Genomic DNA, 22,620 nt, shown 5'->3' with positions numbered 1-22,620 from the left:
ACGTGACGAACCGAATTACTTCTCTCCTCATCCTCGTGTCCCTGACAATGGCAGTCGCTCCGTCGCAGTTGCGTGCGCAAGCCAAGCCAGCAATGGAAAGCCATCCCTCCCCCGAGATTGCTTTCGAATACACCTACGTCCGCTCCAACGCGCCTCCGGGAGATTGCGACTGCTTCTCGCTCAACGGCGGCAGCTTGTCTCTCGCGCAGCCATTTCGTTCGCCGCATTTTGCTGCCGTCTTCGATGCGACGGTCACACACACATCCTCCATCACAGGAAGCAGCCCGGCGGACACATCCGTGTTGATCAAGCGGCGAGCCTCATCGGGAAGTGCAGCCACGTACGACCTTACCCTGTTGGCGCTGACAGGAGGCATACGATACAGGCCCATGCCTGCTCACAAATGGAGCCCGTTCGGCCAGATCCTCATCGGCGTCGCTAACGCCAGCGGCTCGCTGGTCGAGGGTGACACTCCGGCAGCGAAAGACTCAACCCTCAACTTCGCCAGCCAGGTTGGCGGAGGGCTGGATTATCGGCTTGGTAGACGCTTTTCCATCCGCGTCGTCGAAGCTGACTATCTGCTCACCACCACTACGAACGGCGTCAACGACCATCAGAACAATCTACGTTTCAGTACGGGTATCGCCTTCCGGCTGGGACGGCGATAAAGCAGCGGCGTCCATTTCAGCTGATAAGCTTCATGCGTCGAGCAGCACTCTGATCAGGGTGCTGCTCGACGCGTACAGCTCGCCGCCTGTTCAGTGAAGTTTGCTGAACTCCCGGTTGGCTTCCTGCAGCAGCGCGAAATCCGGATCTGCATCTTTCCAGGCGTCTAGGAGCTTTCTGTATTCCTCGCGTGCAGGTGCGATGTTGTTTTGCAGGACCAGAACGCGGGCAAGATTCAGGCGCGCGAGGGAGTACTCAGGTGAAATCGGATTGACTCCCGGATGATCGAGGATAAGCCGATAGTCTGCGGCGGCGGGTTCGAGCATTTTAGCTTCAGTCTCTGCCCGCGCTCTCCAATAGAGCACACTGTAATCGCGCAACTGATAGGGACGGGCTGGTTCCAGGAGCTGGACTGCAGCCGCAGGCTGATGGTCGTTCAGAGCTAGAACAGCGCGGAGAATAGGCAGGTTAACGTAGTTACCAATCGTGTCGCGTGGATTGATCGATCCTGATGCCAGGAACTGCCTTGCGGGAGCAGTATCGCCGTTTGAGGCTTGAACAAAAGCCACGTCGCCTGGATCACCCATCTCTGGTCTCAGTTCTTTCAGATTTGCCGCGGCCCGGGCTTTGTCTGCCATCTCAATCCACATTGAGGTGGAGTCAAGCAGAACCTCGTTCGCGAATTCCGTTTCGTCATTTCTCAGGGATTCGGCCCGCGCCCGGGAAAAGCATTCCGCTGCTTCATGCATTCGACCGCGCGCCATAGCAGCGAACCCCGAGTAATACAGTGAGGTGTTCGCGTGCTGATGCGATAGCCCCCACTCACCCTCCGACTTGATGGCCGCAGCGTCTCCCTGCGCGAAGGCGATCTGAAAGAGGATGCTGTGTATCTCCCAATCGTCTTTCCCCTCGGCGACTGCTGCCTGAGCGATCCGCGCGGCATCGGCGAAGCGGTTGGCGCGCAGATAAGCGCGAGCCAGCACCACAGAAGCAACACCTGAGTGGGGGTCAAGGCGCAGAGCGTGTTCACCGGCATCGACCGCCGCGGGATATTGTCCCAACTGCGTCAGAAGATCGCACAAGGTTCTCCAGCTCTCGGCGACGTCTGGATAGATCTGCAGGAACTGACGGCTACGGCGGATCGCTTCTTCCAAATCATTGATTGAATAAGCGTAGTACATCGTCTCGATACTCAACCGTTCGCGCTCCGTGGTACGTTGGCGCAAGTCAAAAGCCTTCTTGAAAAACTCAGAGGCCTTTCGGTAGTCCGAAAGGCTGTAATAGCTCAAGCCCAAGATCCGGTAGGCCGAGGCAAAGTTAGGGTCGAATCCGATTGCGCGGTCGAGCAAGGTCTGAGCGGCTTTCATATCACCTCGGCGGAAACTCTCCTGCGCTTCGGAGTAGGTCTTCAAGGCTATGAGTGAAGGTGTCGTGGCCTGCACGATGGGAAGCTTGTAGCGGTCGAGCGAAGCGGCCGACTCACCCAGTTCTCGACGCACTTGTCCAGCAACGGTGTCGAGAGAATTCAGAACCTCCTCCTCCGAGTTGGCGACGGTTTTATCTCCAGCAACGGACTTACCGGTGACGCAGCTGTCGGCATTCAGAAGAACCAGGTACTTGCCGCCAAACTTTGAAATCAAACCATGCAACACCACCAGGGCGTTGTTTCGTTGGCAGACTTCGCGAGCCAGCGTGGGAGTGAAAGGCTCGGCTTTCTCCCGCTGCATCTCGGCTAGCGTCTCCTGAATTTTCGTCCTGGAAAGGATCTCCAGGTGGGGAGACTGTTCCAGGTCGATCTGGAGCGCTTGATTGAGGGCGTAGTCGTATTTAGCCTCGCCGGTGGTATTTTCAAAGTCCGCCAGGACCGCGGTCACGGGTTCGCTCGCCGTTTTCTTGAGCAGCGAAGCACGTTTCCACGCCAGGATCCCGGCGACCAGCGCAGCTGCAAGGACCAGAAACGCCAGAGAAACGAAGATCCTGATTGACCTTGCAGCGGCCAGAGAGGGGTATTTCGTTTCCTCGGTGATCACGCTGGTGCGAAGGGTTCGCTCCTGAAAAAGAACATCTGTGCTTCCGGTGTCCTCCGGCGCGGGCCACGGTGATGGTCGAGAGTCGGGGACCGATTGTTCTGAAAGGGATTTCCCGATCGATTGCACCGGAGCGACGAACTGGTAACCCCGGCCGGCGAGGGTCAGGATGAAGTCGTTCTCTCCCGGCTGGTCGCGGAGGGCTTTGCGGAGTGCCGAGATGCTTTGCGTGAGACTGCTCTCATCGACAAAGGAATCCGCCCAGATGTTTTTCAGGAGTTCTTCTTTGGAAACGACCCTTCCTGGGTTCTGGGCGAGGTAGAGGAGAACGTCGAAGGCGCGCCGACTGAGAAGGACAGGAACGGAATTTCGTTGCAGACTCCGCGCAGGAATGTCGATACGGAACTCCCCGAATGTCAGAAGTTCGTTATTTATCAACGCCATAGGCCAATTCACGTTCTGTCAGAAGTTGTCACAACCTGTCACTGGTGTCCGGTAGCGATGGGTCACATAATCGCACCCAGAAATTTACGAGGCATGAATGCTTCGACTTTATCAATGGCTACACCGGCGGGCAAGTTTGCTTTTCTCTGCTCCTTCGAAGTTGCACCGGCCGGTCACCACGCGCCGCGTTGTCACTTTCGAGTGGGAGGAGCGAGTCCTGCTGGTTCGTCCTCGATCAACCGGCCAAGGCTCGTCCGAGAACAGGCCAGGCGAGGCCGAGCATCCAGATCAGGCGATTACGGAGGGTCAAGCAGCACCACCGATCCTCCCGGATCAGTTGGAAGATTAACTCCCAAGCCCGAGGGAATCGTGCAGGGGAACCGACGAGCAGCTTTATCAACCTTTTGTATGGAGAACCACGGTGAAGAACGAGAAGACTCAAACCGACGCAAGAGAGCAGGAATACATTGGCTCCTTTCCATCCCTTCGGAATTTCGCATCCCCAAGGAGTTTCGCTTTTTTGATTGCCGCGGTGCTGTCGCTGTTAGCCGCGCTGTCGCAGCCCCTGTGCGCACAGGAGACTCAATCCGTTGCTTTCACGGGCGTCACAGCTCGCTACCTGGGTGCGGCGGAGCAGGAAACTGCACGAGCGAACCAGCGGCTGGCTCATCCGATGGGGGTGACTGCTACCGGGCCTACGCCACCGGTCCTTACCTTCAATCCAGCTGCCGTAGGGGTGGCTCCTGCTTCCGCCCAGACCTTGACCGCGACCTTCGCGGTCTCCGGTTACTCGGGTAGCTTTACCCCGACCGCCACCTTGCATTTTGGCCTCAACTACACGATTGGAACGGTGACCTGCACTGCCAGCGGAACCGGCGAGACCTGTTCGGTACCCGTCAAGTTTGTACCCATCTATCCGGGTGGCCGCAAGGATGCCATCTTCCTCAGCGACGGCACGACACGGCTGGCGACGGTTCTGCTTGGCGGCGTTGGTCAGGCGCCCTTTGCTTTTACCCAGGCTGAGTCGAGCATCGTGTCATCCACGCCCTTTCCCGGCCAGTACATCTATCAGTCACAAACGGATGAAGATGGCACCCTGTATGTTCTTACCTACAATCACGATATCGGTGTGGTGACCAAGGCGGGCGCAATCTCGACCCTCCCCCTGACCCGTAGTCCGTATATATACAGCTTCTCGCTCGATGGGGCCGGGGTACTTTACATCCAGACCTCATTCGGCAACCAGATGATCACCTATGACACGGTGCAAGGCATCCAGGGCACATACACACTGCCTTCCAGCGACTACTGGTATGCCTCGGCTTTCAGCGTGTCGGGCAGCCTCTTTGTGCTGAACCAGGACACCCAGTTGCTTTGGGAATTTAAGCCAGATGGCACCACGGCGACCACGCATGTCAACCCGTCGGTCAATCAGGACTACCAGATGACGGTGGACGCGGCCAAGGACATCTTCGTGAGCGGCTACACCATCAATGAACTCACCGCTGCTGGCAATCAGACGGAAGTGAACACCGTCGGTGCCAGCGATGGGCTGGCAGTGGATGCCGCCGGTACCCTCTATGCCACGCGCTATAACCCAACCGGTGGGGTCGCGATCCTCTCGCCCTCGGATTACTCCACGCCGATCTCAGCAATCGATACTGAGTCTTCGCCTTTGGGTGTCTCGGTCGGACCCGATGGCACGGTCAACATCTCGAACTACACAACGCTGGACGTGGTCGACCGCTCGCACTCGAGCACGGTGATCGATTTTGGCGACGTAGTGATTGGCTCGACCAGCAGCGCCGAGGCGGGCGCGATCTACAACGGCGGCAATGAGCCGCTCGCCATCTCGGATTTCAACCTGGACGATACGGATTTCAGCCTGGATGCCACCCAGACCAATCACTGCGCCCCTGGCATCCAGATTGCGGCTGGAGCAGTCTGCCAGATCGTGGCGAAGTTCACCCCGGCGCATCCGGGCAAGTTTTCCGGAACGATCACCGTCAAGTCCAATTCGCTGAATGCATCGAACGCAATTTCCACCATTTCGGTCACGGGCACGTCGGTTGGCATCTACAACGTGGCCACGCCTGCGACCCTGAGTTTCGGTTCGCAAAATACGGGTACCACCAGCGCCGCAAAGACTGAAACCCTGACGGCTGAGGGTTACAACGAATCCTCTCAAATCCAATCGATAGCGTCCAGTGACCCGGCATTCGCGGTCACTGCGGGGAATTGCACCTCCAGCTACTCTCCAGGACAAAGCTGCCAGCTCAGCGTGACCTTTTCACCCACTTCGGCGAAGGCCTACACCGCGACCATCACGGTGGTCAGTGCCATTCCCGCAGACAGTAACATGACAACAACCACGACCTTCGCCGTGAGCGGTACGGGCATTCAGGCCATTACCACCGCAACTCCAGTTCTGACACCGGCGACCGGCACGTACTACGCGAACCAATCCGTCACGATCACTGACAGCACCGCGGGCGCCAAGATCTACTACACCACCGATGGGTCCACACCCAGCGCCGGTTCCAGGCTCTATAGCTCTCCTGTCGCCGTCTCGCAGAATGCCACGACGCTCAAGGCAATTGCCATCGCCGCTGGGGACGCGAACAGCGCTGTCGCTTCCGCCACATATACGCTGCAGGTCGCCACGCCAACGCTGACGCCGCCGGGCGGAACGTACTCGGGCGACCAGAAGATCAGCCTGGGGTCCACCTCGACGGGAGCCCAGATCTACTACACGACCGACGGGTCCGATCCCGCCAACGGAGCGCTATACTCGGGGCCGATCACGATTGCGACAACCGGTACAACGTTGAAAGCGATCGGCAAGCTGGGCGGTTATGAAAACAGTGCCGTCGCCTCCGGTACCTATACGCTTCAGTTCCCTGGAACATCGCTCTCTGCGAGTTCGCTGAACTTCGCCAATCAGACAGAGGGAACCACCAGTTCGGCCCAGTCTTCTACACTGACCAACAACGGCCACTCGGTGCTCCATATCACCGGCATTTCGATTACGGGCGCAAACCCGGCCGACTTTGCCCAGACTAACAACTGCGGTGCCACCCTGGCTGCGGGCGCAAGCTGCACAATCTCCGTCACTTTCACCCCGGCGGCCGCGGCAGCTTACTCTGCGTCTGTCGCCATTGCAACCGATGCATCTGGTTCGCCGGCTCTCATTGCTCTGAGTGGAACCGGCACCGTACCCCCAGCCCCAGTCGTTGCGCTAAGCCCCACTTCCCTGGCGTTTGGGAATCAGACCACTGGTACCAGCAGCACCGCGAAGACAGTTACGATTACCAACTCGGGCAACGCGACACTCAGCAACATCTCCATCAGCCTGTCTGAAACTAAGCCAGCTGCGGCTGGGATTTCTTCCATGGCCGCGGGCATCGCCTCGACAAACTACGCTGCAACCACTACCTGCGCCAGCACCCTTGCGGCCGGTGCAAACTGCACCGTTAGCGTAATGTTCTCGCCCACCGCCACGGGTTCGCTCTCTGGCGAACTGCTCATCTCCGACAACGCCGCCGGATCTCCCCAATCGGTATCACTTTCCGGCACGGGAACTGCCCCTCCCCAAGGTGAATTCACCGTGAGCGTCAGCCCTGCCACGGCTTCAGTGAAGCACGGATCGGCCGCGCAGTTCTCGGTCCAGATCGGCACCACTGGAGGCCCGTACAACAGCGCTGTCATCCTGACTGCCTCCGGCTTGCCAACCGGCGCGACCGCCAGCTTCACGCCTGCGTCTGTCACCCCGGGTAGCGGTACGGCGAACGCGGAACTTACCATTCAAACCTCGTCCTCAACCGCAAGTAACGAGAGCCGTCCGCTCTGGCCAGCCGCGCCGCTGTCCCTCGGATTGCTCTTTTTCACCTTGCCCCTGCGCCGCCGCCTCCAGCGATCCGGGAGACTGCTTCTGGTCTTCCTGATGCTGGGCTTGCTCGGAACAGCCGCTGCGCTGAGCGGCTGCGGGGGCCACTCCAGGAAACCGGTAACCTCAACGATCACCATCACCGCAACCAGCGGCACGGACGCGCATACGACTACCGTCACGCTGACGGTGGACTAAGCCGGCCCTGATGCCCCTCGCTACGGGATCAATTCTGTGCAAGCGGCGGCTTGTAAGGAAAGTCGCCGCTACGCCCGGTGTCCTTCGCGTCGGGAACAGTCGAGAGAATTCCATTGCAAACCCAAAGGAGGATAGAACAATGAACCCACCCTTAGAAGGCGATTCGACGAATGCAAGCGTTCCCGGTGTCTATGGCAGCAACACAGCCGGAGGCATTGGAGTCAAAGGCTCCAGCAATGCTTACCAGGGTGTCTCCGGAGTCAGCGTAACCAATGCCGGCGTTGCCGGGGAAAGCAGCCAGTTTCATGCGATCTATGGTGTTTGTCACGATCCGAACAATGCCGGTGTGATTGGGATCAACGATGGCCAGGGCTGGGGCGTCACGGGACGGAGTGACAAGGTTGGCGTTTCAGGCGAAACGGCCGCTGGAGACGGCGTGGTCGGCACGGGCCAGCGTGGCGTCGTTGGCACCAGCCAGAATCCGGGCGGTATCGGCGTCTATGGATTCAGCCAGAGTCATATTGGAGTTGTCGCCGAGAGCACTCAATTTCACGGAGTTCGTGGCGCCACCACAGGCAATGACAGCGCAGGCGTCTTCGGCATCAATGACAAGTTCGGCTGGGGAGTGATCGGCCAGTGCGACGAGTTTACCGGTGTCTCCGGGATCAGCGCGAACGGGGTTGGCGTCCACGGGAAGGGCGGCTGGCTCGCCGGATTCTTCGAAGGTGGGGTAAGGATCAACGGCGAGGTCTATGTGCAGAGCGAACGCTCCGCGCTGCGCGTCGATGGCCCGGTGCAGTTCAACGGCAGCGCCGAGGTCAACGGCCCGTTCACCCTGGGCGGAACGATGACAGTGCAGAGCGGAGGGGATGTGGTCTTCGCCGATCTTGCGGAGAGATTTACGTCGTCTCCGGGCGAAACCGTGGACCCAGGTTCGGTGGTCGTCCTGACCGAATGCGGGCAGATCCAGAACTGCCAGTCCGAGTACGACACGCGCGTGGCCGGAGTCGTTTCTGGCGCAGGATACTTCCGGCCCGCGATGGTTCTCGACAACCGGCAGGACAACGCAGCCGAAGCGCAAGTCGCCCTGGTGGGGAAGGTCTTCTGCAAGGCCGATGCGACCCGGTTCCCGATCCGGGCAGGCGATCTACTCACGAGTTCCTCGCTTGCCGGCCACGCCATGCGGGCAGGAGACCGGACAAAGAGAGCCGGGGCCATCATTGGCAAGGCGTTGAAGCCACTTACCGAGGGCGTAGGGTTGATCCCCATCCTCGTGACGCTGCAATAGGAGTCCCCATGAGCGATAACAGTCTGCCCTATCTCGTCGATGTCACGGTGTCACGACCCACTGCTAGCTACGATCACTCGGGCGCCCTGATGGTCAGCTTCACTGCCCGATGGAAGTTGGGAGCAGTACAGCCGGACCGGGTCGAGATCTACCGGCAATTCGGTTCGGACGCCGCTCTGTTCGACCTCGGCAATCGGATCGCCAGCCAACCGGCAGGCCAGAGCCTGTTGACAATCACCACGCCCGCCTTCGATCGCATTCCATCGCTCTATCTCGGAGTTGCGCCTCGCACACTAGAGGATGGCGTTCTGACCGACACCATGCTCGATGCCAGTGGGGAAGCTCAACCGTGGGATACCTTCGCGACGGAGGGCGTTTTTTCGATCACCTATCCGCCGGTTCCGCCGGGCAATGGCATTCCACCGCCAAACATCGAAGCTGTGTCCATCCCCATGACCCTGACCAGCCATGACCGGATCGATGTCACGGTCATCGCAACGATCAGTCCCGTCGATCACTATCACATCATTGTGACTTATGAGGGAGTCGACCAGCCGCAACAGGACAGCGATCAACCCGTGTTTACCTTTGCATCGGTCCCGGGCGGCAGCTACTCCATCAAAGCGCAACAGAGAGGAGTGAATTTCAATGGTGATCCGTGGAGCGCCTGGTCCGTTCCCGCGGTAATCGTGGCAAACCAGAGAACGCGATCGCTGCGCTTGTTCCTTAATAGGAGCGGCGTGTTCGAATCCGGTGTAGGAGTGCGTCAGTACGCTCAGAACGCAGGAGGCTCAATTCGTTCCATGATGGGGATATGATCGCCTTCGGGCTCGTGGTGCGAAGGGTGGCATCCCGTAGCACTGCCGGAAATCGCGTAGTCGTTGCCATATCCCGTAACAAACAGGAGGGCGGCGGCCCGGTACAGCCGCGCAGATGCTCGGGGCGAAACGATCTTGACATCGTGAACTGCAAGTGTCATCCGGTGTCTGCGCGGCAGGCACCTCACACTCGATCTCATCCTCCCTCAAACTACTTGTAGTCAACGGTAACGTAAATGCTTTATGCTTCGACCGTTCGTTCCAGTCGAGGACTCTTCCACATGAAATTTACCCGTCGCCAAGCCATACAGTTGTTCAGCGCCGCCGCTTCGTCCATGGCAATTTCGAAGGCCTTCGGCCAGTCAGCGATACAGGTCACTCCTGGCCGCTTCAGCAACACCCGCGATTCGCTGAAGTCCTACGTCCTTCCTGAGTGGTTCGGCGACGCCAAGTTTGGCATCTGGTCGCATTGGGGTCCGCAGTCTGCCGTCGGCGATGGCGACTGGTACGCCCGCAACATGTACATCGAAGGCAGCGAGCAGTACGAGTATCACGTCAAGCGCTTCGGTCCACAGTCCAAAGTCGGCTATAAAGACCTCGTCCATCTCTTCACCGCAGACAAATGGGACCCCGAACATTTGATGGATCTCTACCAGAAGGCCGGCGCCAAGTACTTCTTCTCCATGGGCGTGCACCATGACAACTTCGACCTCTGGAACTCCAAGTACCAGCCTCGCTGGAACGCCGTCGCTTCCGGTCCCAGGAAAGACGTAGTTGGCCTCTGGGCTGCGGCTGCTCGCAAGCGCGGCCTCCGCTTCGGTGTCTCCGAGCACCTCTCCAACAGCTACAACTGGCTCGCGCCGTCTCATTTAGCCGACACCAAGGGTCAGTATGCGGGCGTTGCCTACGACGGCCAGAACGCAGAGTACGCCGATCTCTACCATGACTTCAGTCATGAGCCCGCCAACTACGCTCACACCGTGGCCGAGGAACCGATGTCGCGTAAGACTCCCGACTGGTGGAAGCTCCAGTACTTCAACCGCATCAAGGATCTCGTTGACCAGCACCAGCCCGATTTGCTTTACACCGATGGCGGCATTCCGATGGAAGAGTACGGCCTCGGCACCGTTGCTGAAGCCTACAATGTCGGTCCCGTCTCGTCCCAAGGCCATACCGAGACCGTATATTTCAGCAAGACCGGCAGCGATTGCGTTACAGGTACCTGCGCTCTCGACCGCGAGCGCGGCGTCCTCGACGATATCTCCCCCAAGCCCTGGCAGACCGACACGTGCATTGGCCAGTGGCACTACAAGGAAGGTGCCCAGTACAAATCGGCAAAGAAGGTCATCGACCTGCTCGTCGATATCGTCAGCAAGAACGGCAACCTGCTGCTGAACATTCCGCTACCCGCATCCGGCGAACCCGATGCAGAAGAACTGAAAACCCTTGCTGGCGTCACTGAGTGGATGTCCGTTAACAGTGAAGGCATTTTCGGCACCCGCCCCTGGACGGTTTACGGCGAGGGTCCAGCTACCAAGGTCGTCATTCCCAAGAACGGCAAGGAATTCGATCCCACTGAGGACGAAAAGCCGGACCTTGGCGTGCGCGACGTACGCTACACGGTTAAGGGCAAAACACTCTACGCGCTAGTCCAGGGATGGCCGGCAAGCGGCTCCAGCGAAGTTGTGCTTGAAGCTCTGGGCACCAACAGTCCCCAAAAACCAGCAAAGGCCACAGACGTTCGCCTGCTCGGCCGTGACGAAGCTCTTAAATTCAAACAGGACTCCAGCGGCCTCCGAGTAACCCTGCCTCCGACCAAACCCGCAGCCGCAGACATCGGGATTGGCCTGCGCATCAATTTCGTTTAGACAGAATGTTGGCCTTCGATGTTCTTATCACTGCGCGATGGATTACTTGCTACCTGCCATTGCCATGCTATGTGCGGCCACTTCCCTACATCCGTAACGCAAAAAGGCCCGGATCGCTCCGGGCCTCGATGTTTTCGTAATTGCGCGACTCGGTTAGAAGTTGATCTTCGCTGCCAGCTGCATCTGTCGCGCTGCGTTCGAGGTGTAGGAGATGACGCCGAAGTTCGGGTCGTCGATCGATTGATCCGGCGTTCCAAAGACTGGATGGTTGAACACATTCTGAGCTTCGAGACGCAGCTCCATCGTCAGGCCTTCGTGAGCGCTGGAGAGGGCAAAGACCTTGTTCACGCTTGCTGAAACCTGGAAGGAGCCCGGCGTACGGATCTCTCCGTCAGCCCGAGGAACGTTGCCCAGCGTATACGGTGCCGGCAGCACTAGCGAACTGGGATTTGCTATGTACCCGTTGATCCACACCGAGTCTTTGCCGCGGGTACGAATTGGCCTGGCCACACGGTTTGGCCGCTGTCCTCCGTAGGTCGGCAGAGAAGTCCCGTCGTAGGTTCCGAAGTTGAGCGGACGACCATCGCTGGCTCGCCAGATCCCGTTCGTCTTCCATCCACCGATCAGCGCGTCTGCCCACCTTGGCATATTGCCTCCAAGGAGCCTCTTGCGGCCGACTGGCAGTTCGTAGGTATAGCTCACTTGAAAGACCTGGGGAAAGTCGAAAGTGGAAAGGCTCTTTTCAAGCCATGGCTTGTTCGGGTCCTGCAGGCTGGTAAAGCTGCCGAGAAAGGTCGTGTTGTCGTCGGGAACCGAAGAGTCGTCCATCGACTTCGACCAGGTATAGGTCGCCAGGATCTGCATGCCGTTTGAATAGCTCTTCTCGAAGACTGCCTGCATCCCGTGGTAGATCGACCACGCGATCGGATGTGCCTCGGTCGAGACGCCGCCGCAGGAGAACTGCGGATAAGGCTCCTGCAACTGGAACTGTGGTACCTGCGGAGAAGACAGGCAGCTATTGGGATTGGTGATGGCGCTGGCGTAGGGATTATCGACGTAGTTGAAGAGATTGGCGACCTGGTCCGGCGAGTAACTCTCTACCTCTGGCCCGAGATGATTGATGTAGTTGGCACCGGAGAAGTAGAGATGCACTCCCTTCTTGCCAATATAGGAAAGGCTGAACTTCATGTTGGACGGGAGCTGGTGCTCGAACCCAAAGCTCCAACTCTCCTCATAGGGCGTGGCAACCATGTTGCGCAGCGGGCCGGTAGCTCCCAGGCCAACATCGTTTAGCAACCCCAGCGTGTTGCCGGGCGGCTGGTTGAGGCCGCCTGGGTAGGGGTTGCTCAGGTGCAGGTACGCGGTGGCGCCATCGTTGTTGTAGGTTGGGATCATGCTGGTCGACTCGTTATAGCCCTGCGAGCCGTAGGGAGTGACGCCGCTTGCGCCGTTGCGCGACTGCGAATAGTAAATGCCGAATCCCCCGCGCAGAACCAGCTTGGGTGCAAGCAGATAGGCGAAACCAAAGCGCGGTTGAATGTCTCTCCAGTCGGTGTTGACCATGTGACGCTCGCCGGAACTGGCGAACCTCTCGCCGCCCACTGCCGGGATGCCTCCAATGCTGTATCTTGCCGTCGGGTCAAACCAGTTCTGCCTGTTGTGACGGTCTGTGCGCGGAATGGAGGCGTCGTAACGCATCCCGAGATTCAGCGTCAGCTTGGGATTCACCTTCCAGTTATCCTGCCCGTAAACCGCAAACTGGTGATCTTCGGTCGCGGGCCGGTCCTGGATCTCATAGTAGCCGGTGTTGCTGAGCGAGACCTGCCCCATCATGAAGCTGGCCATCGCATCGCCGCCGCATGCAGCGTATGTAAACGGGCAACCCGCCGAGCCGGAGTTGTCGAAGTTGAAGATGCCTTCCGGCGCATTCGTCTGGATGTAATTCATCTGGTGCAGGCGACCTTCAAAGCCAACTTTGAGGTCATGCGGGCCGATCACCCGATCCAAGGCCTCCGTGATCTGCGCGGTATCCTGGCCTTGCCTGTAGTTGCCATAGGGGTCGCCGCCCAAGCTTGTGAATCCGGCTGAGTAGTACGTGCTGATAAAAATTGCCGGAACCCCGGGGAAGCCATTGGAGTTGAGGTACCCAGGGAAGCCCAATGCGGCCAGCGGATCTTTCACACCGCCGGCGCCATTGTAAGCATCGATATTCTCCGTGCCGCGCGTGAATCCGAAGATCGTGGTCAGTTGTAATTTCGGGCTGAACGTATGAGTGTCGTTGATTGAGACAAGGTGCGATGTTCCCTTGTTTGGGCCGCTGGAGCACGGATCGACGAAGTTGCCGAAGCAGTTGAAAGACACTGCGCTGGTCCACTGGTCGGAATACTTGACGCTAAGCAGATTCCTGGGGTTGATCTGATAGTCCATTTTGACGTCGTACTGGTCGTTTGGCGAGGAGCTTGCGCCCGTGGCATTCCAGTTATGGTAGATCGTCCCGCTCTGCGCAAGCACCGATGCCTGAGCCGCCGGGAAGAGCTTCATCATCTTCTGCGCGACTGGGTCGATCAGGTTGCCGGGACCGGCCGGCAGGTTTGCATATGGGTTGCCTGGGCTGGTGTAGGTGCCCATATTGTTAAACGGAATGAAGTTGCTGCGTAACGGGCCTGCGCCTTGGTCGGTGGAGACATAAGTTGCCACATATGGATCCCAAATCTGGCCCGCTGCAACAGAACACATACCCTGTGCGTCGAACGTGCCACCGGCGTTGGAACAAACCTCCCCAAAGTCGCCGTTATTGCGCTCGGCATCGGACGGCACTCCAGCCTGGTAGTTGCCGGCGTTGCTCTGCCGCGTTCCGTCGTAGTCCACGAAAAAGAAAAGCTTGTTGCGCCATATCGGACCACCGAGGACACCACCGAAATTTTGCCGATGCACCGGCGGCAGCGGATCGCCGTAGTAATTACTGAACCAGTTGTTGGCGTCGGTGATGGTGTTGCGAGCGAAATCGTAGACTTCCCCGTGGAACTGATTGGTTCCCGAACGGGTGACCATGTTGACCACCGAACCGCCGGAGAAGCCGTACTCCGCACTGAAGTTCGATTGCTCCACACGCAACTCTTCTACAGCTTCCGATGATGGCACATACGTCACCTGCGTTACGCCGCCGTTGGGCTCGAAGTTGGTGATCGTCGCGCCGTCCATGAGCACGTCGGCTGTCGAGTTACGGCTACCGTTGGAGACGAAATTGGTGCCGGTACATCCAGTGCCGCACTGGTCGTCAACTCCGGTGACCCCCGGCGCCAGAGACGTCAAGTCCAGCACATAGCGGTCGATAGACGGCAGGCTATTGATGAAATTCCGACCGACCGCCACACCCGTCGTAGCATCGTCCACGTCCAAGTGCTCATCGGTCGCGTTCACCTCCACCGATTGCGTAGAGCCGATTTTCAATCGAAGGTTGGCCGCTGGATTCTCGCTGATATTGACGCGGATGTTGGTCTTTTCCTCTTTTTTGAAACCTGGAGCCTCAGCGGAGACGGTGTATACACCGGGCGGCACGGCGCGGAAGAGATACCTTCCGGCCTCGTCGCTCTTGCCGTCGAAATGAAAACCCTTGTTCTGGTCGACAAGAGTCACCTTGGCGTTCGGAATCAACGCCCCCGAAGGATCGGTGACTAGTCCACTGACAGTGCCGAAATATCCCTGTCCAAACGACAAGGCAGTCAGCATCAAAAAGCTAACGACGAATGCAGACACGGTTCGCAGCCGAACGAGCAATGAACGGGACATGGCGGCTCCATAGAAAGATGCTTCGCCGGGACTCATGGGATATTGCGAGGAAGAGCGTACTGGGCCTCGTTGCGCCCCGCAAGTTGATCGGCAATATAGCCCTTATACACCAGTTGCAGTTTTTGGCAAGCAACGATCTCAAATGTCCCATTCCGGAATGATTTTTGCCCGAGTCCTAGCCTCTTGAGCTGGCTCGCTCGAAGCGGAGGGCGCTGGAGCTTCCGACGGTCGCCATAACCCAAGCCTTAGCCCTGGCAAAAACCAAATTGCCGGTTGAAGAGACGACCAGACGGTGAGAAGAGGGTTGATCAGTCAGGCATTTTAAGTCTTTTATTTTTTATGGTGGGCCGAGAGGGACTCGAACCCCCGACATCCTGCTTGTAAGGCAGGCGCTCTAACCAACTGAGCTATCAGCCCACTCCGGGCAAATCTATGGGCTCTGGCAAGCCCGTTTCTTCATCATACCAGCGATTTCGGAAATCGGCGACCTTGCTCTGACGGCTCACGGCCGGGCGCGGCCGGGTTGCTAAACTCAGGGAAGTGAAGCGGCTTATCGTCAATGCGGATGATTTTGGACTTACCTCCGGCGTCAACCGCGCGGTGATTGAGCTGCACCAGCGCGGAGTCCTGACAAGCGCTACTTTGATGGCAAAAGCGGCGGCGACCGACGAGGCCATTGCGCTCGCCCTTGCCCATCCTACGCTGGGGGTCGGCTGCCACATCGTGCTGGTGGACGGCCAGCCAATACTGGACCCACGCCGGGACATTCCCTGGCTGGTGGATCCGATCAACGGCCAGTTTCGGCCCACATTAGGCAGATTTGTGAATGATCTCTTTGGGGATCACATTCCCGCCGCGGAGTTTGAAGCGGAGGCAGCAGCGCAGATCGCCCGGCTTCAGGATCGTGGGCTAAAGTTGACGCACGTCGACACGCATAAACACACGCACATGTTCCCCAAGGTGCTGCGGCCAGTGCTGCGAGCCGCCCGAGCGGCAGGGATTCGCTCGGTGCGCAATCCCTTCGAAGCACGATGGAGCCTTGCTGCAACCCCGGGGGCGCCACTGATGCGGCGGACACAGGTGCATCTGCTGCGGCTGCTGGAGCCGGCTTTTCATCGCATCGTTGCTGAAGAGGGATTCATCACGACACAGGGCGCTGTAGGGGTTTTGGCAACCGGCACGCTGGACCGGAAGACGGTTGATGCCCTGCTGCCGCAGATGCCCGATGGAACATGGGAACTTGTCGCCCACCCTGGTTACAACGACGGCGATCTGGCCAATGCGCGTACCCGGCTGTTAGCCTCGCGTGAGACGGAGATGGACGCGCTTCAGGCACTCAACTCTTCGTCGGATATTCAGCTTCTTCACTATGGTCAGCTGCATCCAACGAACTGACAGATCCTCCTCGGAGCCCTCGCCGCATGCGTATCGGAATCACGTGTTATCCCACCTACGGCGGCAGCGGCGTAGTGGCAACGGAACTTGGCATTGAACTCGCGGCACTCGGGCATGAAGTGCACTTCGTCAGCTATTCGCAACCCTTCCGCCTGACGGGGCGTGAAACCGGCATCTACTACCACGAAGTTCCGGTGTCGAATTATCCGCTGTTTGAGTTTCCTCCCTACGATCTCGCTTTGGCTTCGCGTATGGCGGAGGTAGCCGAGTATTACCACCTCGATATCCTGCATGTGCACTACGCGATTCCGCATTCCGTCAGCGCCCTGCTGGCGCGTCAGATGCTGGCCGAGCGCGGCAAGCATTTGCCCTTCGTCACGACGCTGCACGGCACCGATATTACGCTGGTCGGCATGGACCGCAGCTATCTTCCCATCACCAAGTATGCGATCCAGCAGAGCGATGGAGTGACCAGCATCTCTGCCTATCTCAAGGAGGTGACCGAGTCCAGCTTCGGCATCACCAGCCCGATTGAAGTGGTGCATAACTTCGTCAACTGCGATGTCTACAAACCGTACGCGGAAAGCGATGCGAATGTCCGAGCAAAGGCTCGCGCCAGGCTGGCTGAGCCGGATGAATTCCTCCTGACGCATCTTTCCAATTTCCGACCAGTCAAGCGCGTGGCAGACGTAGTGCAGGTCTTTGCGCGAGTGGCGAAGGTGCTACCGGCGCGGCTGGCGCTGATCGGCGATGGCCCGGATCGTTCCACTGCGGAATGGCTGGCACATTCGCTGGGGATTCACGACCGCATTCATTTTCTCGGCAAGCAGGATCGTGTCCATGAACTGTTGCCGCTCGCCGACCTGATGCTGATGCCGAGCGAGATGGAGTCCTTCGGACTCGCGGCTCTGGAAGCGATGGCCTGCCAGACTCCTGCAATCGCGACAACAGTCGGTGGCGTACCTGAGCTGATCACCGACGGCATCGACGGCTTGCTCTTTCGAGTGGGCGACGTGGACGCGATGGCGGCAGCATCGATTGCCCTGCTGAGTGATCGCGAGCGCCATCAAGCGATGCGCAGGGCAGCGCGCAAGACAGCGCAGGATCGCTTCTGCTCGACACGCATTGTGCCGCGCTATGTCAGTTTCTACGAGTCGCTGCTGAACAAGTAGATGGTTGTCACTCAGCTGATTTGCGGTTCACTCAATCTCTGCCGGAAGCTCGATGGAGACGAGCGTTCCCCGCCCTGGCCGCGAGACAACGGTGAATCTGGCCCTGGCACCGTAGAGAACTTCGAGCCGCTCCTGCACATTCTTCATGCCGATGCCGTTGCCTTCGCGATTCAGTGCTGACGGAGGTTTCAGGGCGATCCCCACCCCGTCGTCCTCGACTTCGACAATGACATTGCTGCCCTCCATCCGGCTTCGAATGGTCACGGTGCCGCCCTGGATCCGTGGTTCGAGACCGTGCTTGATGCTGTTCTCGATCAGCGGTTGTAGCAGGATGCTGGGCACGAGCACGTCAAGCGTCCGCGCATCGAGGTCTTTCACGACGCGAAGCTTTTCCGAACCAAAGCGTACGACCTCGATATCGAGGTAATCGTCCGTGAAGCGCATCTCATCCCGCAGTGGTACGTAGGTATCGTGATCTTTGAGCAGGGCGCGTAAGAGGTTAGCCAGCTTGACGATCATCTCGCGCGCCAGGTCAGGGCGGAAGCGAACGAGCGAGCCAATCGAGTTGAGCGTATTGAAGAGGAAGTGCGGATTGATCTGGCGTTGCAGCGCATCGAGGCGCGCTTCCAGCACAAGCCGCTTCTGCTCTTCCAGCTTGAGTTCAATGCGGAGTGCGTTCCACACCTTGAGCATGATGCCCACGACAACCGGCGCGCACAACCACACCAGCACCTGCAGCCAGTCGGAATCGGAATCCAGCGCAAAGAGGCGGTGAGGATAGGCGCTGGACAGCCACACATGCGCCACTTCCATACCGGTGATGAGCACAAGCAGCAGAATCTGGCGGTCGAACTTGGGCTGGCGCAGATTGCGGCGCACCCAGCGATACACGCTGAGATCGACAAAAGGTGTGAAAGACCAGATCTCCTCCTTCTCAACCCAGGCGCCGAAGGTCCCCGCGATCAGCCCCACCGCGCACAAAAATGGTGGCGCGAGATATTCATGCTTGAGGAGGACCGCCGGCAGGGAAAGCACGACGGCGCTGACCACGGCCCATCCCGGACCAAGAAGCAGGCCCAGCAGCGTTACCGTTTCGAAGGAGATGTCAGCGGCAAGGAAGTTTGGAACTGTGGTGCGCACCCACACGCCGAGCGTGAGCGGGATCAGGAAGAAAGCCAGCAATGAGATGGTTTGACGGGGGCGGCGGTGCTCGGCAAAGAGCAGGCGCTGGAACGACCGCGAGCGCGCCAGTGCGCTGGCCACCGAAGCTGCGACACCCAGCTTCACCAGCAGGGTGATCAGTATGAGTTTGTCGTCCGCCACGGAACTACTCTATCGTGTGCCGTGCGCGATGCACGAATCGAACGTCCGGGCCAGCTCATCCAATCACGCAGAAGCACTGCGACAAGCCGGCTTCCGCACAAAGTCGTAAAATGAGAACATGGCATTCGATAGCGTAGTGAAAGTAGCAGACGCAGACTTCCCCACTCGTTGGGGACACTTCAGAATTCTCGGCTTCGAGGGCCATTTGCCTGAGCCGCGTCCCTGCTGCGAAGAGTCAGCGAGGCACGGCAAGCGCGTTGAAGGGCTGGTTGCGCTGGTAATGGGTGATATCCATTCGGCGCCACCTCTGGTGCGGATTCACTCCCAATGTCTGACCGGCGATGTATTCGGCTCCCTGCGTTGCGACTGCCGCCTCCAGCTGGAGTTGGCGCTGAGCAAGATTTCGCAGGAGGGCGCCGGGATCCTGCTCTACGAACAGCAGGAAGGCCGCGGCATTGGTCTGATGGCCAAGCTGCGCGCGTACGAGCTTCAGGACCACGGACGCGACACCGTTGAAGCGAATGAAGAGCTCGGCTACGCCGCGGATTGCCGCCAGTTCGAGTTGCCCGCCGAGGTTCTCAAGCTGCTGAATGTTTCAGCCGTACGCCTCATCACCAACAATCCTGAGAAGGTCGCTGCCCTCGAAGACGGTGGCATCACCGTAACGGAACGCGTTTCCGCGGAGGTCGTGCCCCAAGACACGTTCGAGAAGTACATGAAGACGAAGCAGGAGAAGATGGGCCATATCCTGGATTCGCATGTGGAATCCGCGGTTTAGTTCCGTAAGAGCCTCAATCGGGCCGTTCGCCTGCCTTGATCCTCTGCTCCACCTCTTCCAGGATTGGCATCACGTCGGCGATACTCTGCGCCGTAGAGTGCGCTCCAGCGTCGCTTAACTCCGCTGCCGCGCGAGCCAGGAGCGTCCCTTGTTCCTCTGTGCTCAGGTGATGCCATTCCTCTTCGGTGAGGCCGACTGAGTTGCCGCTTCGGGTCAGCCCGATCGTCCACATACCCGCGTTGCGACCCTCCTCCATATCCGACGGCGTATCCCCGATCTTTACGCAGGATGAGAGCGGATAGATCTGCAGATCGATCGCCAGTTTAAAGCACATCCACGGATAAGGGCGCCCCGCTCCCACGTCTTCCGGCGTCAGCGAAAGATCTGTCCGGTAGCCCTGTTTCGCAGCCAATGTTTCCAGTTGAGCAAGCATGGGACGCGTATACCCCGTCGTTCCGGCAATCTTGATGCCTCGCGCGCGCAGCGCTGTCACCGTCTCCACTGCACCTGAGATCAATTCGGCATACCCAGCCAGCCGCTCCATCATGCGTGGTTCAAACTGCGCGTAGAGCCGGTCCACCTCGGCTTCCCGAGAGAGGCCAGGACGCAGCGCTTTCCAACGCTCTTCAACCTCAGGCTCTTCCAGCAGCTTGCGGATATGGTCGCGCTTGGCCAGCCCCATATACTTGCGCACCAGCGCGCGGTCGACCGGAATACCTGCCTCAGCAAAAATATCTTCAATTGCTTTCACCGGCGCAATGCTTCCGTGATCGACCACTGTGCCAGCCCAGTCGAGAAACACCGCGGGGATCGGCGAGGATGTTGGATTAACCATGCACGATTCCTAATTCGATGAGAGTTTTCTCGGCTACGCCGAAAGACAACGTCATGCCCGACCCGCCGGGCGAAGCAACGATACGCACGCCCGGCCCCGGCTCCATCCTTACGAGAGGCTTGTCGGGATGCTTCGCGTACACGCCATACCATCGCTCTGCAATCGTCCAATCCGGCGCGCGCAGAAATTGCTGCGTATAGTTCAGAATCAGATCGTCAATCTCCTGACGATTGAAGATATCAACATCCAGCCCATACTGGTGCGAGTCGCCAAGCGTGAGCGCTCCATCAGCAGTCTGCGAGACCAGGGCATGGATGCCCCAGCGATCGAACTCGGGCGTCTCGTCCGCGATGCGCCGTGCCAATTCGGCGAGCGTGCCGCACACCTGAAACGCCGGGTAGAAGCGCAACGTGAGCCCCGCCGCCAGCGAAGGTCCGAGTTGCCAGTCACCCGGTTGCGGAGCGGTGCGCATCATCTGCAGTTTGCACCGTGTGAGCCCGCTGGAAGCGTACAGCTCGGAATAGAGAGACTGAAAATCTTCCCCGCTACAGACGATCACTGTCTCCGCATGCCAGTCACCCCTGGTCGTCCGAATGGCAGGCAGTTCAATCGACTGAACAAGCGTTTCAAAGTGAAACTGCACTCCCAGAGCCTCAGCCAAATACAAAGGCAAAGCCTGCAGTATCTGACGAGGATCAACGGTCAACTCAGTCCCGCTCCAAAGCCCTCCCAGCAAATCAAAAGGCTGCACAGCATGCGACTTTTCCAGAACCTGATCTCTCGAAAGCCAGCAGCAGTCATATCCCAGCCCCGGCCCAGCCTGGGCAAACTCCTTCACCACGGCTGACTCGTCCTCGCGATAAGCGAGGTGCAGAGAGCCAGTGTTGCGATACGGCAATTTCGCCGCATGGAGCACTTCAAGCCATAGTTCGCGGCTGCGCAGCGCCAGATCGAGCATTGCGCCGGCGGGCTGCCCGATCGGCCACACCATGCCGAAATTGCGCACCGAAGCGCCCGAAGCCCTGGGGTGCTTCTCGAAAACAGCAACGGACTTCCCAGCCCTGGCTGCAAGATACGCATGTGCCAAACCGAGAATGCCCGCGCCGACAATCGCTACATCGAACGACTTACCGCTCATTCACCCTTCCGCGCCGCTTCAAACAAGTCCACAAACTCGCGATAGCGCGAGGCAATCTGTCCAATCGCTTCATCCCGGGTAATCTTCGCAGCGCGCCAGTTGATCAGCGGATCCCAGAAGTCCGTGCGGCCCACCGCGAAACCGATGAAGCCAGGGACCGACGCTGCCGTAGTCAGCCATTCGCGCACCTTGGCGTCATTTTCGCCGCGTCCAAGGATGATACAGCCCACATTGTCACGCCCATCCTTTTTCGCAACCGCCACGATCCGCTCGCAGTCTTCGCGCCGATCGAGCCCTTCGATCTTCCAAACATCCGGCTCAACGCCCGCTGCCTGCAGCTCTTCAAGCGCGCGCACCATCAGCGTCGGTCGAAGCTCCAGGTCGTACGCTTTCTTGTCGCCATGCACCGAGTCCAATTGCGCCTTCTCCGCCGGCACCAGCAGCTCAAACATAAACAGGCTGCCGGCAGCTTGCTGGAGGTAATCTGAGAGCCGTTTGAGGCGCGCAGCCTGCTCCGCGTTGACCTTCGCGTCTCCACCCGGGTTATAGCGGACCAACACCTTGGCAAACGTCGGTTTGAACTTCTCGATGTGCGCAGCAAAGTCCTCGCCGTATTCAAAATCGAACTCTTCCTGGCCGCTCTTTTCCACCGCCATCGCAAAATGGAAGCCCTTTTCAGCAGCGTCATTCAAAATCGCTGTGCCGAATTGTTCGTCAACCAGAATGGCGGCCTTTGAGGGCGCAACGCCGTCTTCTACCGCCTTGAGAAAACCCTCGTAGATCACGTGCTTGGTTGCGGCAATCTCGGATGTCTGTGCCGAGGTGAGAGCACCCGTCCAACCGAACATCTTCGTCTGGAAAGAACCGCGATGATCAAAAGGAAGTACGTAAAGTGGCTGGGTGAATCCGCGTGGGGTCATGTCATCTCCTCAGACTCTTAGAGTGTCAGAAACGGCTGGAAGACTCCGTTCCAAACAAATCAATTCGATATTTGT

General features: G+C 58.7%; 15 protein-coding genes and 1 tRNA gene. 8 read left to right on the top strand and 8 right to left on the bottom strand.

The features are described 5' to 3' along the window. The first annotated feature begins 2 nt into the window (after positions 1 to 2). Positions 3 to 668 (top strand): outer membrane protein, encoded by a 666-nt coding sequence (locus AC5S27_RS10900; RefSeq protein ID WP_493934594.1) that lies wholly within the window; start codon positions 3 to 5, stop codon positions 666 to 668. Positions 669 to 758: 90 nt separating this feature from the next. Here the strand turns inward: AC5S27_RS10900 and AC5S27_RS10895 are convergent, their stop codons facing one another. After that, complete coding sequence (locus AC5S27_RS10895; protein WP_493934593.1) at positions 759 to 3,137, bottom strand: winged helix-turn-helix domain-containing protein; 2,379 nt, start codon at positions 3,135 to 3,137, stop codon at positions 759 to 761. A 421-nt stretch (positions 3,138 to 3,558) separates the two neighbouring features. Between AC5S27_RS10895 and AC5S27_RS10890 the strand changes: the two genes are divergently transcribed. The 3 genes from AC5S27_RS10890 to AC5S27_RS10880 all read left to right on the top strand — a co-directional run bounded on the left by AC5S27_RS10890 (position 3,559) and on the right by AC5S27_RS10880 (position 9,327). After that, the gene (locus AC5S27_RS10890; RefSeq protein ID WP_493934592.1) at positions 3,559 to 7,221 is read left to right on the top strand and encodes a choice-of-anchor D domain-containing protein; all 3,663 of its coding nucleotides are present in this window, start codon (positions 3,559 to 3,561) and stop codon (positions 7,219 to 7,221) included. A 139-nt stretch (positions 7,222 to 7,360) separates the two neighbouring features. Then, positions 7,361 to 8,509, top strand: coding sequence for a hypothetical protein (locus AC5S27_RS10885; RefSeq protein ID WP_493934591.1), 1,149 nt, complete (start codon positions 7,361 to 7,363; stop codon positions 8,507 to 8,509). Positions 8,510 to 8,517: 8 nt separating this feature from the next. Next, on the top strand, positions 8,518 to 9,327 hold the full coding sequence (locus tag AC5S27_RS10880; protein ID WP_493934590.1) for a hypothetical protein: 810 nt from the start codon (positions 8,518 to 8,520) through the stop codon (positions 9,325 to 9,327). Here the strand turns inward: AC5S27_RS10880 and AC5S27_RS10875 are convergent. Next, entirely contained in the window at positions 9,285 to 9,488 is a 204-nt protein-coding gene (locus AC5S27_RS10875) for a hypothetical protein (RefSeq protein WP_493934589.1), read from the bottom strand. The two genes, AC5S27_RS10880 and AC5S27_RS10875, sit on opposite strands and share 43 nt — an antisense overlap. Before the next feature lie 120 nt (positions 9,489 to 9,608). On the opposite strand from AC5S27_RS10875, the gene AC5S27_RS10870 reads away from it, so the two are divergent. After that, positions 9,609 to 11,195, top strand: coding sequence for an alpha-L-fucosidase (locus AC5S27_RS10870; protein WP_493934588.1), 1,587 nt, complete (start codon positions 9,609 to 9,611; stop codon positions 11,193 to 11,195). Positions 11,196 to 11,348: 153 nt separating this feature from the next. Here the strand turns inward: AC5S27_RS10870 and AC5S27_RS10865 are convergent, their stop codons facing one another. Then, on the bottom strand, positions 11,349 to 14,984 hold the full coding sequence (locus tag AC5S27_RS10865; RefSeq protein ID WP_493934587.1) for an outer membrane beta-barrel protein: 3,636 nt from the start codon (positions 14,982 to 14,984) through the stop codon (positions 11,349 to 11,351). Between the two features lie 340 nt (positions 14,985 to 15,324). Further along, positions 15,325 to 15,401, bottom strand: a tRNA-Val gene (locus tag AC5S27_RS10860). A gap of 123 nt (positions 15,402 to 15,524) precedes the next feature. On the opposite strand from AC5S27_RS10860, the gene AC5S27_RS10855 reads away from it, so the two are divergent. Beyond that, the gene (locus AC5S27_RS10855; protein WP_493934586.1) at positions 15,525 to 16,379 is read left to right on the top strand and encodes a ChbG/HpnK family deacetylase; all 855 of its coding nucleotides are present in this window, start codon (positions 15,525 to 15,527) and stop codon (positions 16,377 to 16,379) included. Positions 16,380 to 16,405: 26 nt separating this feature from the next. Next, positions 16,406 to 17,551 carry an N-acetyl-alpha-D-glucosaminyl L-malate synthase BshA gene (gene bshA / locus AC5S27_RS10850; RefSeq protein ID WP_493934585.1) on the top strand — a complete coding sequence of 382 codons (1,146 nt, stop codon included), beginning with the start codon at positions 16,406 to 16,408 and terminating at the stop codon, positions 17,549 to 17,551. A 27-nt stretch (positions 17,552 to 17,578) separates the two neighbouring features. On the opposite strand, the gene AC5S27_RS10845 is transcribed toward bshA, so the two are convergent. Continuing rightward, a complete protein-coding gene (locus AC5S27_RS10845; protein WP_493934584.1) occupies positions 17,579 to 18,874 on the bottom strand; it encodes a sensor histidine kinase in 1,296 nt (431 codons plus the stop codon). A 118-nt stretch (positions 18,875 to 18,992) separates the two neighbouring features. Between AC5S27_RS10845 and ribA the strand changes: the two genes are divergently transcribed. Beyond that, positions 18,993 to 19,652: a GTP cyclohydrolase II gene (ribA, locus tag AC5S27_RS10840; protein ID WP_493934583.1), complete on the top strand. Its 660-nt coding sequence runs from the start codon at positions 18,993 to 18,995 to the stop codon at positions 19,650 to 19,652. 13 nt (positions 19,653 to 19,665) lie between these two features. Here the strand turns inward: ribA and phnX are convergent, their stop codons facing one another. The 3 genes from phnX to AC5S27_RS10825 are packed head-to-tail and all read right to left on the bottom strand — an operon-like array spanning position 19,666 to position 22,545. Further along, entirely contained in the window at positions 19,666 to 20,487 is an 822-nt protein-coding gene (gene phnX, locus AC5S27_RS10835) for a phosphonoacetaldehyde hydrolase (protein WP_493934582.1), read from the bottom strand. Beyond that, on the bottom strand, positions 20,480 to 21,625 hold the full coding sequence (locus tag AC5S27_RS10830; RefSeq protein ID WP_493934581.1) for a TIGR03364 family FAD-dependent oxidoreductase: 1,146 nt from the start codon (positions 21,623 to 21,625) through the stop codon (positions 20,480 to 20,482). The genes phnX and AC5S27_RS10830 overlap by 8 nt, the downstream gene beginning before the upstream one ends. Then, positions 21,622 to 22,545, bottom strand: coding sequence for a 2-deoxy-5-keto-D-gluconate 6-phosphate aldolase domain-containing protein (locus AC5S27_RS10825; protein ID WP_493934580.1), 924 nt, complete (start codon positions 22,543 to 22,545; stop codon positions 21,622 to 21,624). Before AC5S27_RS10825 ends, AC5S27_RS10830 begins: the two co-directional genes overlap by 4 nt. Between the last annotated feature and the right edge of the window lie 75 nt (positions 22,546 to 22,620).

This window comes from Acidicapsa borealis (genome assembly GCF_059115245.1).
Note: the sequence above shows the minus strand (reverse complement) of the source record. Positions and strands in the feature narration are given on the sequence as shown.

Excerpts from the sequence above, each read along its gene's own strand:
- AC5S27_RS10830 (WP_493934581.1), bottom strand. The coding sequence starts at position 21,625 with ATGAGCGGTAAGTCGTTCGATGTAGCGATTGTCGGCGCGGGCATTCTC.
- phnX (WP_493934582.1), bottom strand. The coding sequence starts at position 20,487 with ATGGTTAATCCAACATCCTCGCCGATCCCCGCGGTGTTTCTCGACTGG.
- AC5S27_RS10875 (WP_493934589.1), bottom strand. The coding sequence starts at position 9,488 with ATGACACTTGCAGTTCACGATGTCAAGATCGTTTCGCCCCGAGCATCT.
- AC5S27_RS10880 (WP_493934590.1), top strand. The coding sequence starts at position 8,518 with ATGAGCGATAACAGTCTGCCCTATCTCGTCGATGTCACGGTGTCACGA.
- AC5S27_RS10870 (WP_493934588.1), top strand. The coding sequence starts at position 9,609 with ATGAAATTTACCCGTCGCCAAGCCATACAGTTGTTCAGCGCCGCCGCT.
- ribA (WP_493934583.1), top strand. The coding sequence starts at position 18,993 with ATGGCATTCGATAGCGTAGTGAAAGTAGCAGACGCAGACTTCCCCACT.
- AC5S27_RS10885 (WP_493934591.1), top strand. The coding sequence starts at position 7,361 with ATGAACCCACCCTTAGAAGGCGATTCGACGAATGCAAGCGTTCCCGGT.
- AC5S27_RS10825 (WP_493934580.1), bottom strand. The coding sequence starts at position 22,545 with ATGACCCCACGCGGATTCACCCAGCCACTTTACGTACTTCCTTTTGAT.
- bshA (WP_493934585.1), top strand. The coding sequence starts at position 16,406 with ATGCGTATCGGAATCACGTGTTATCCCACCTACGGCGGCAGCGGCGTA.
- AC5S27_RS10865 (WP_493934587.1), bottom strand. The coding sequence starts at position 14,984 with ATGTCCCGTTCATTGCTCGTTCGGCTGCGAACCGTGTCTGCATTCGTC.
- AC5S27_RS10895 (WP_493934593.1), bottom strand. The coding sequence starts at position 3,137 with ATGGCGTTGATAAATAACGAACTTCTGACATTCGGGGAGTTCCGTATC.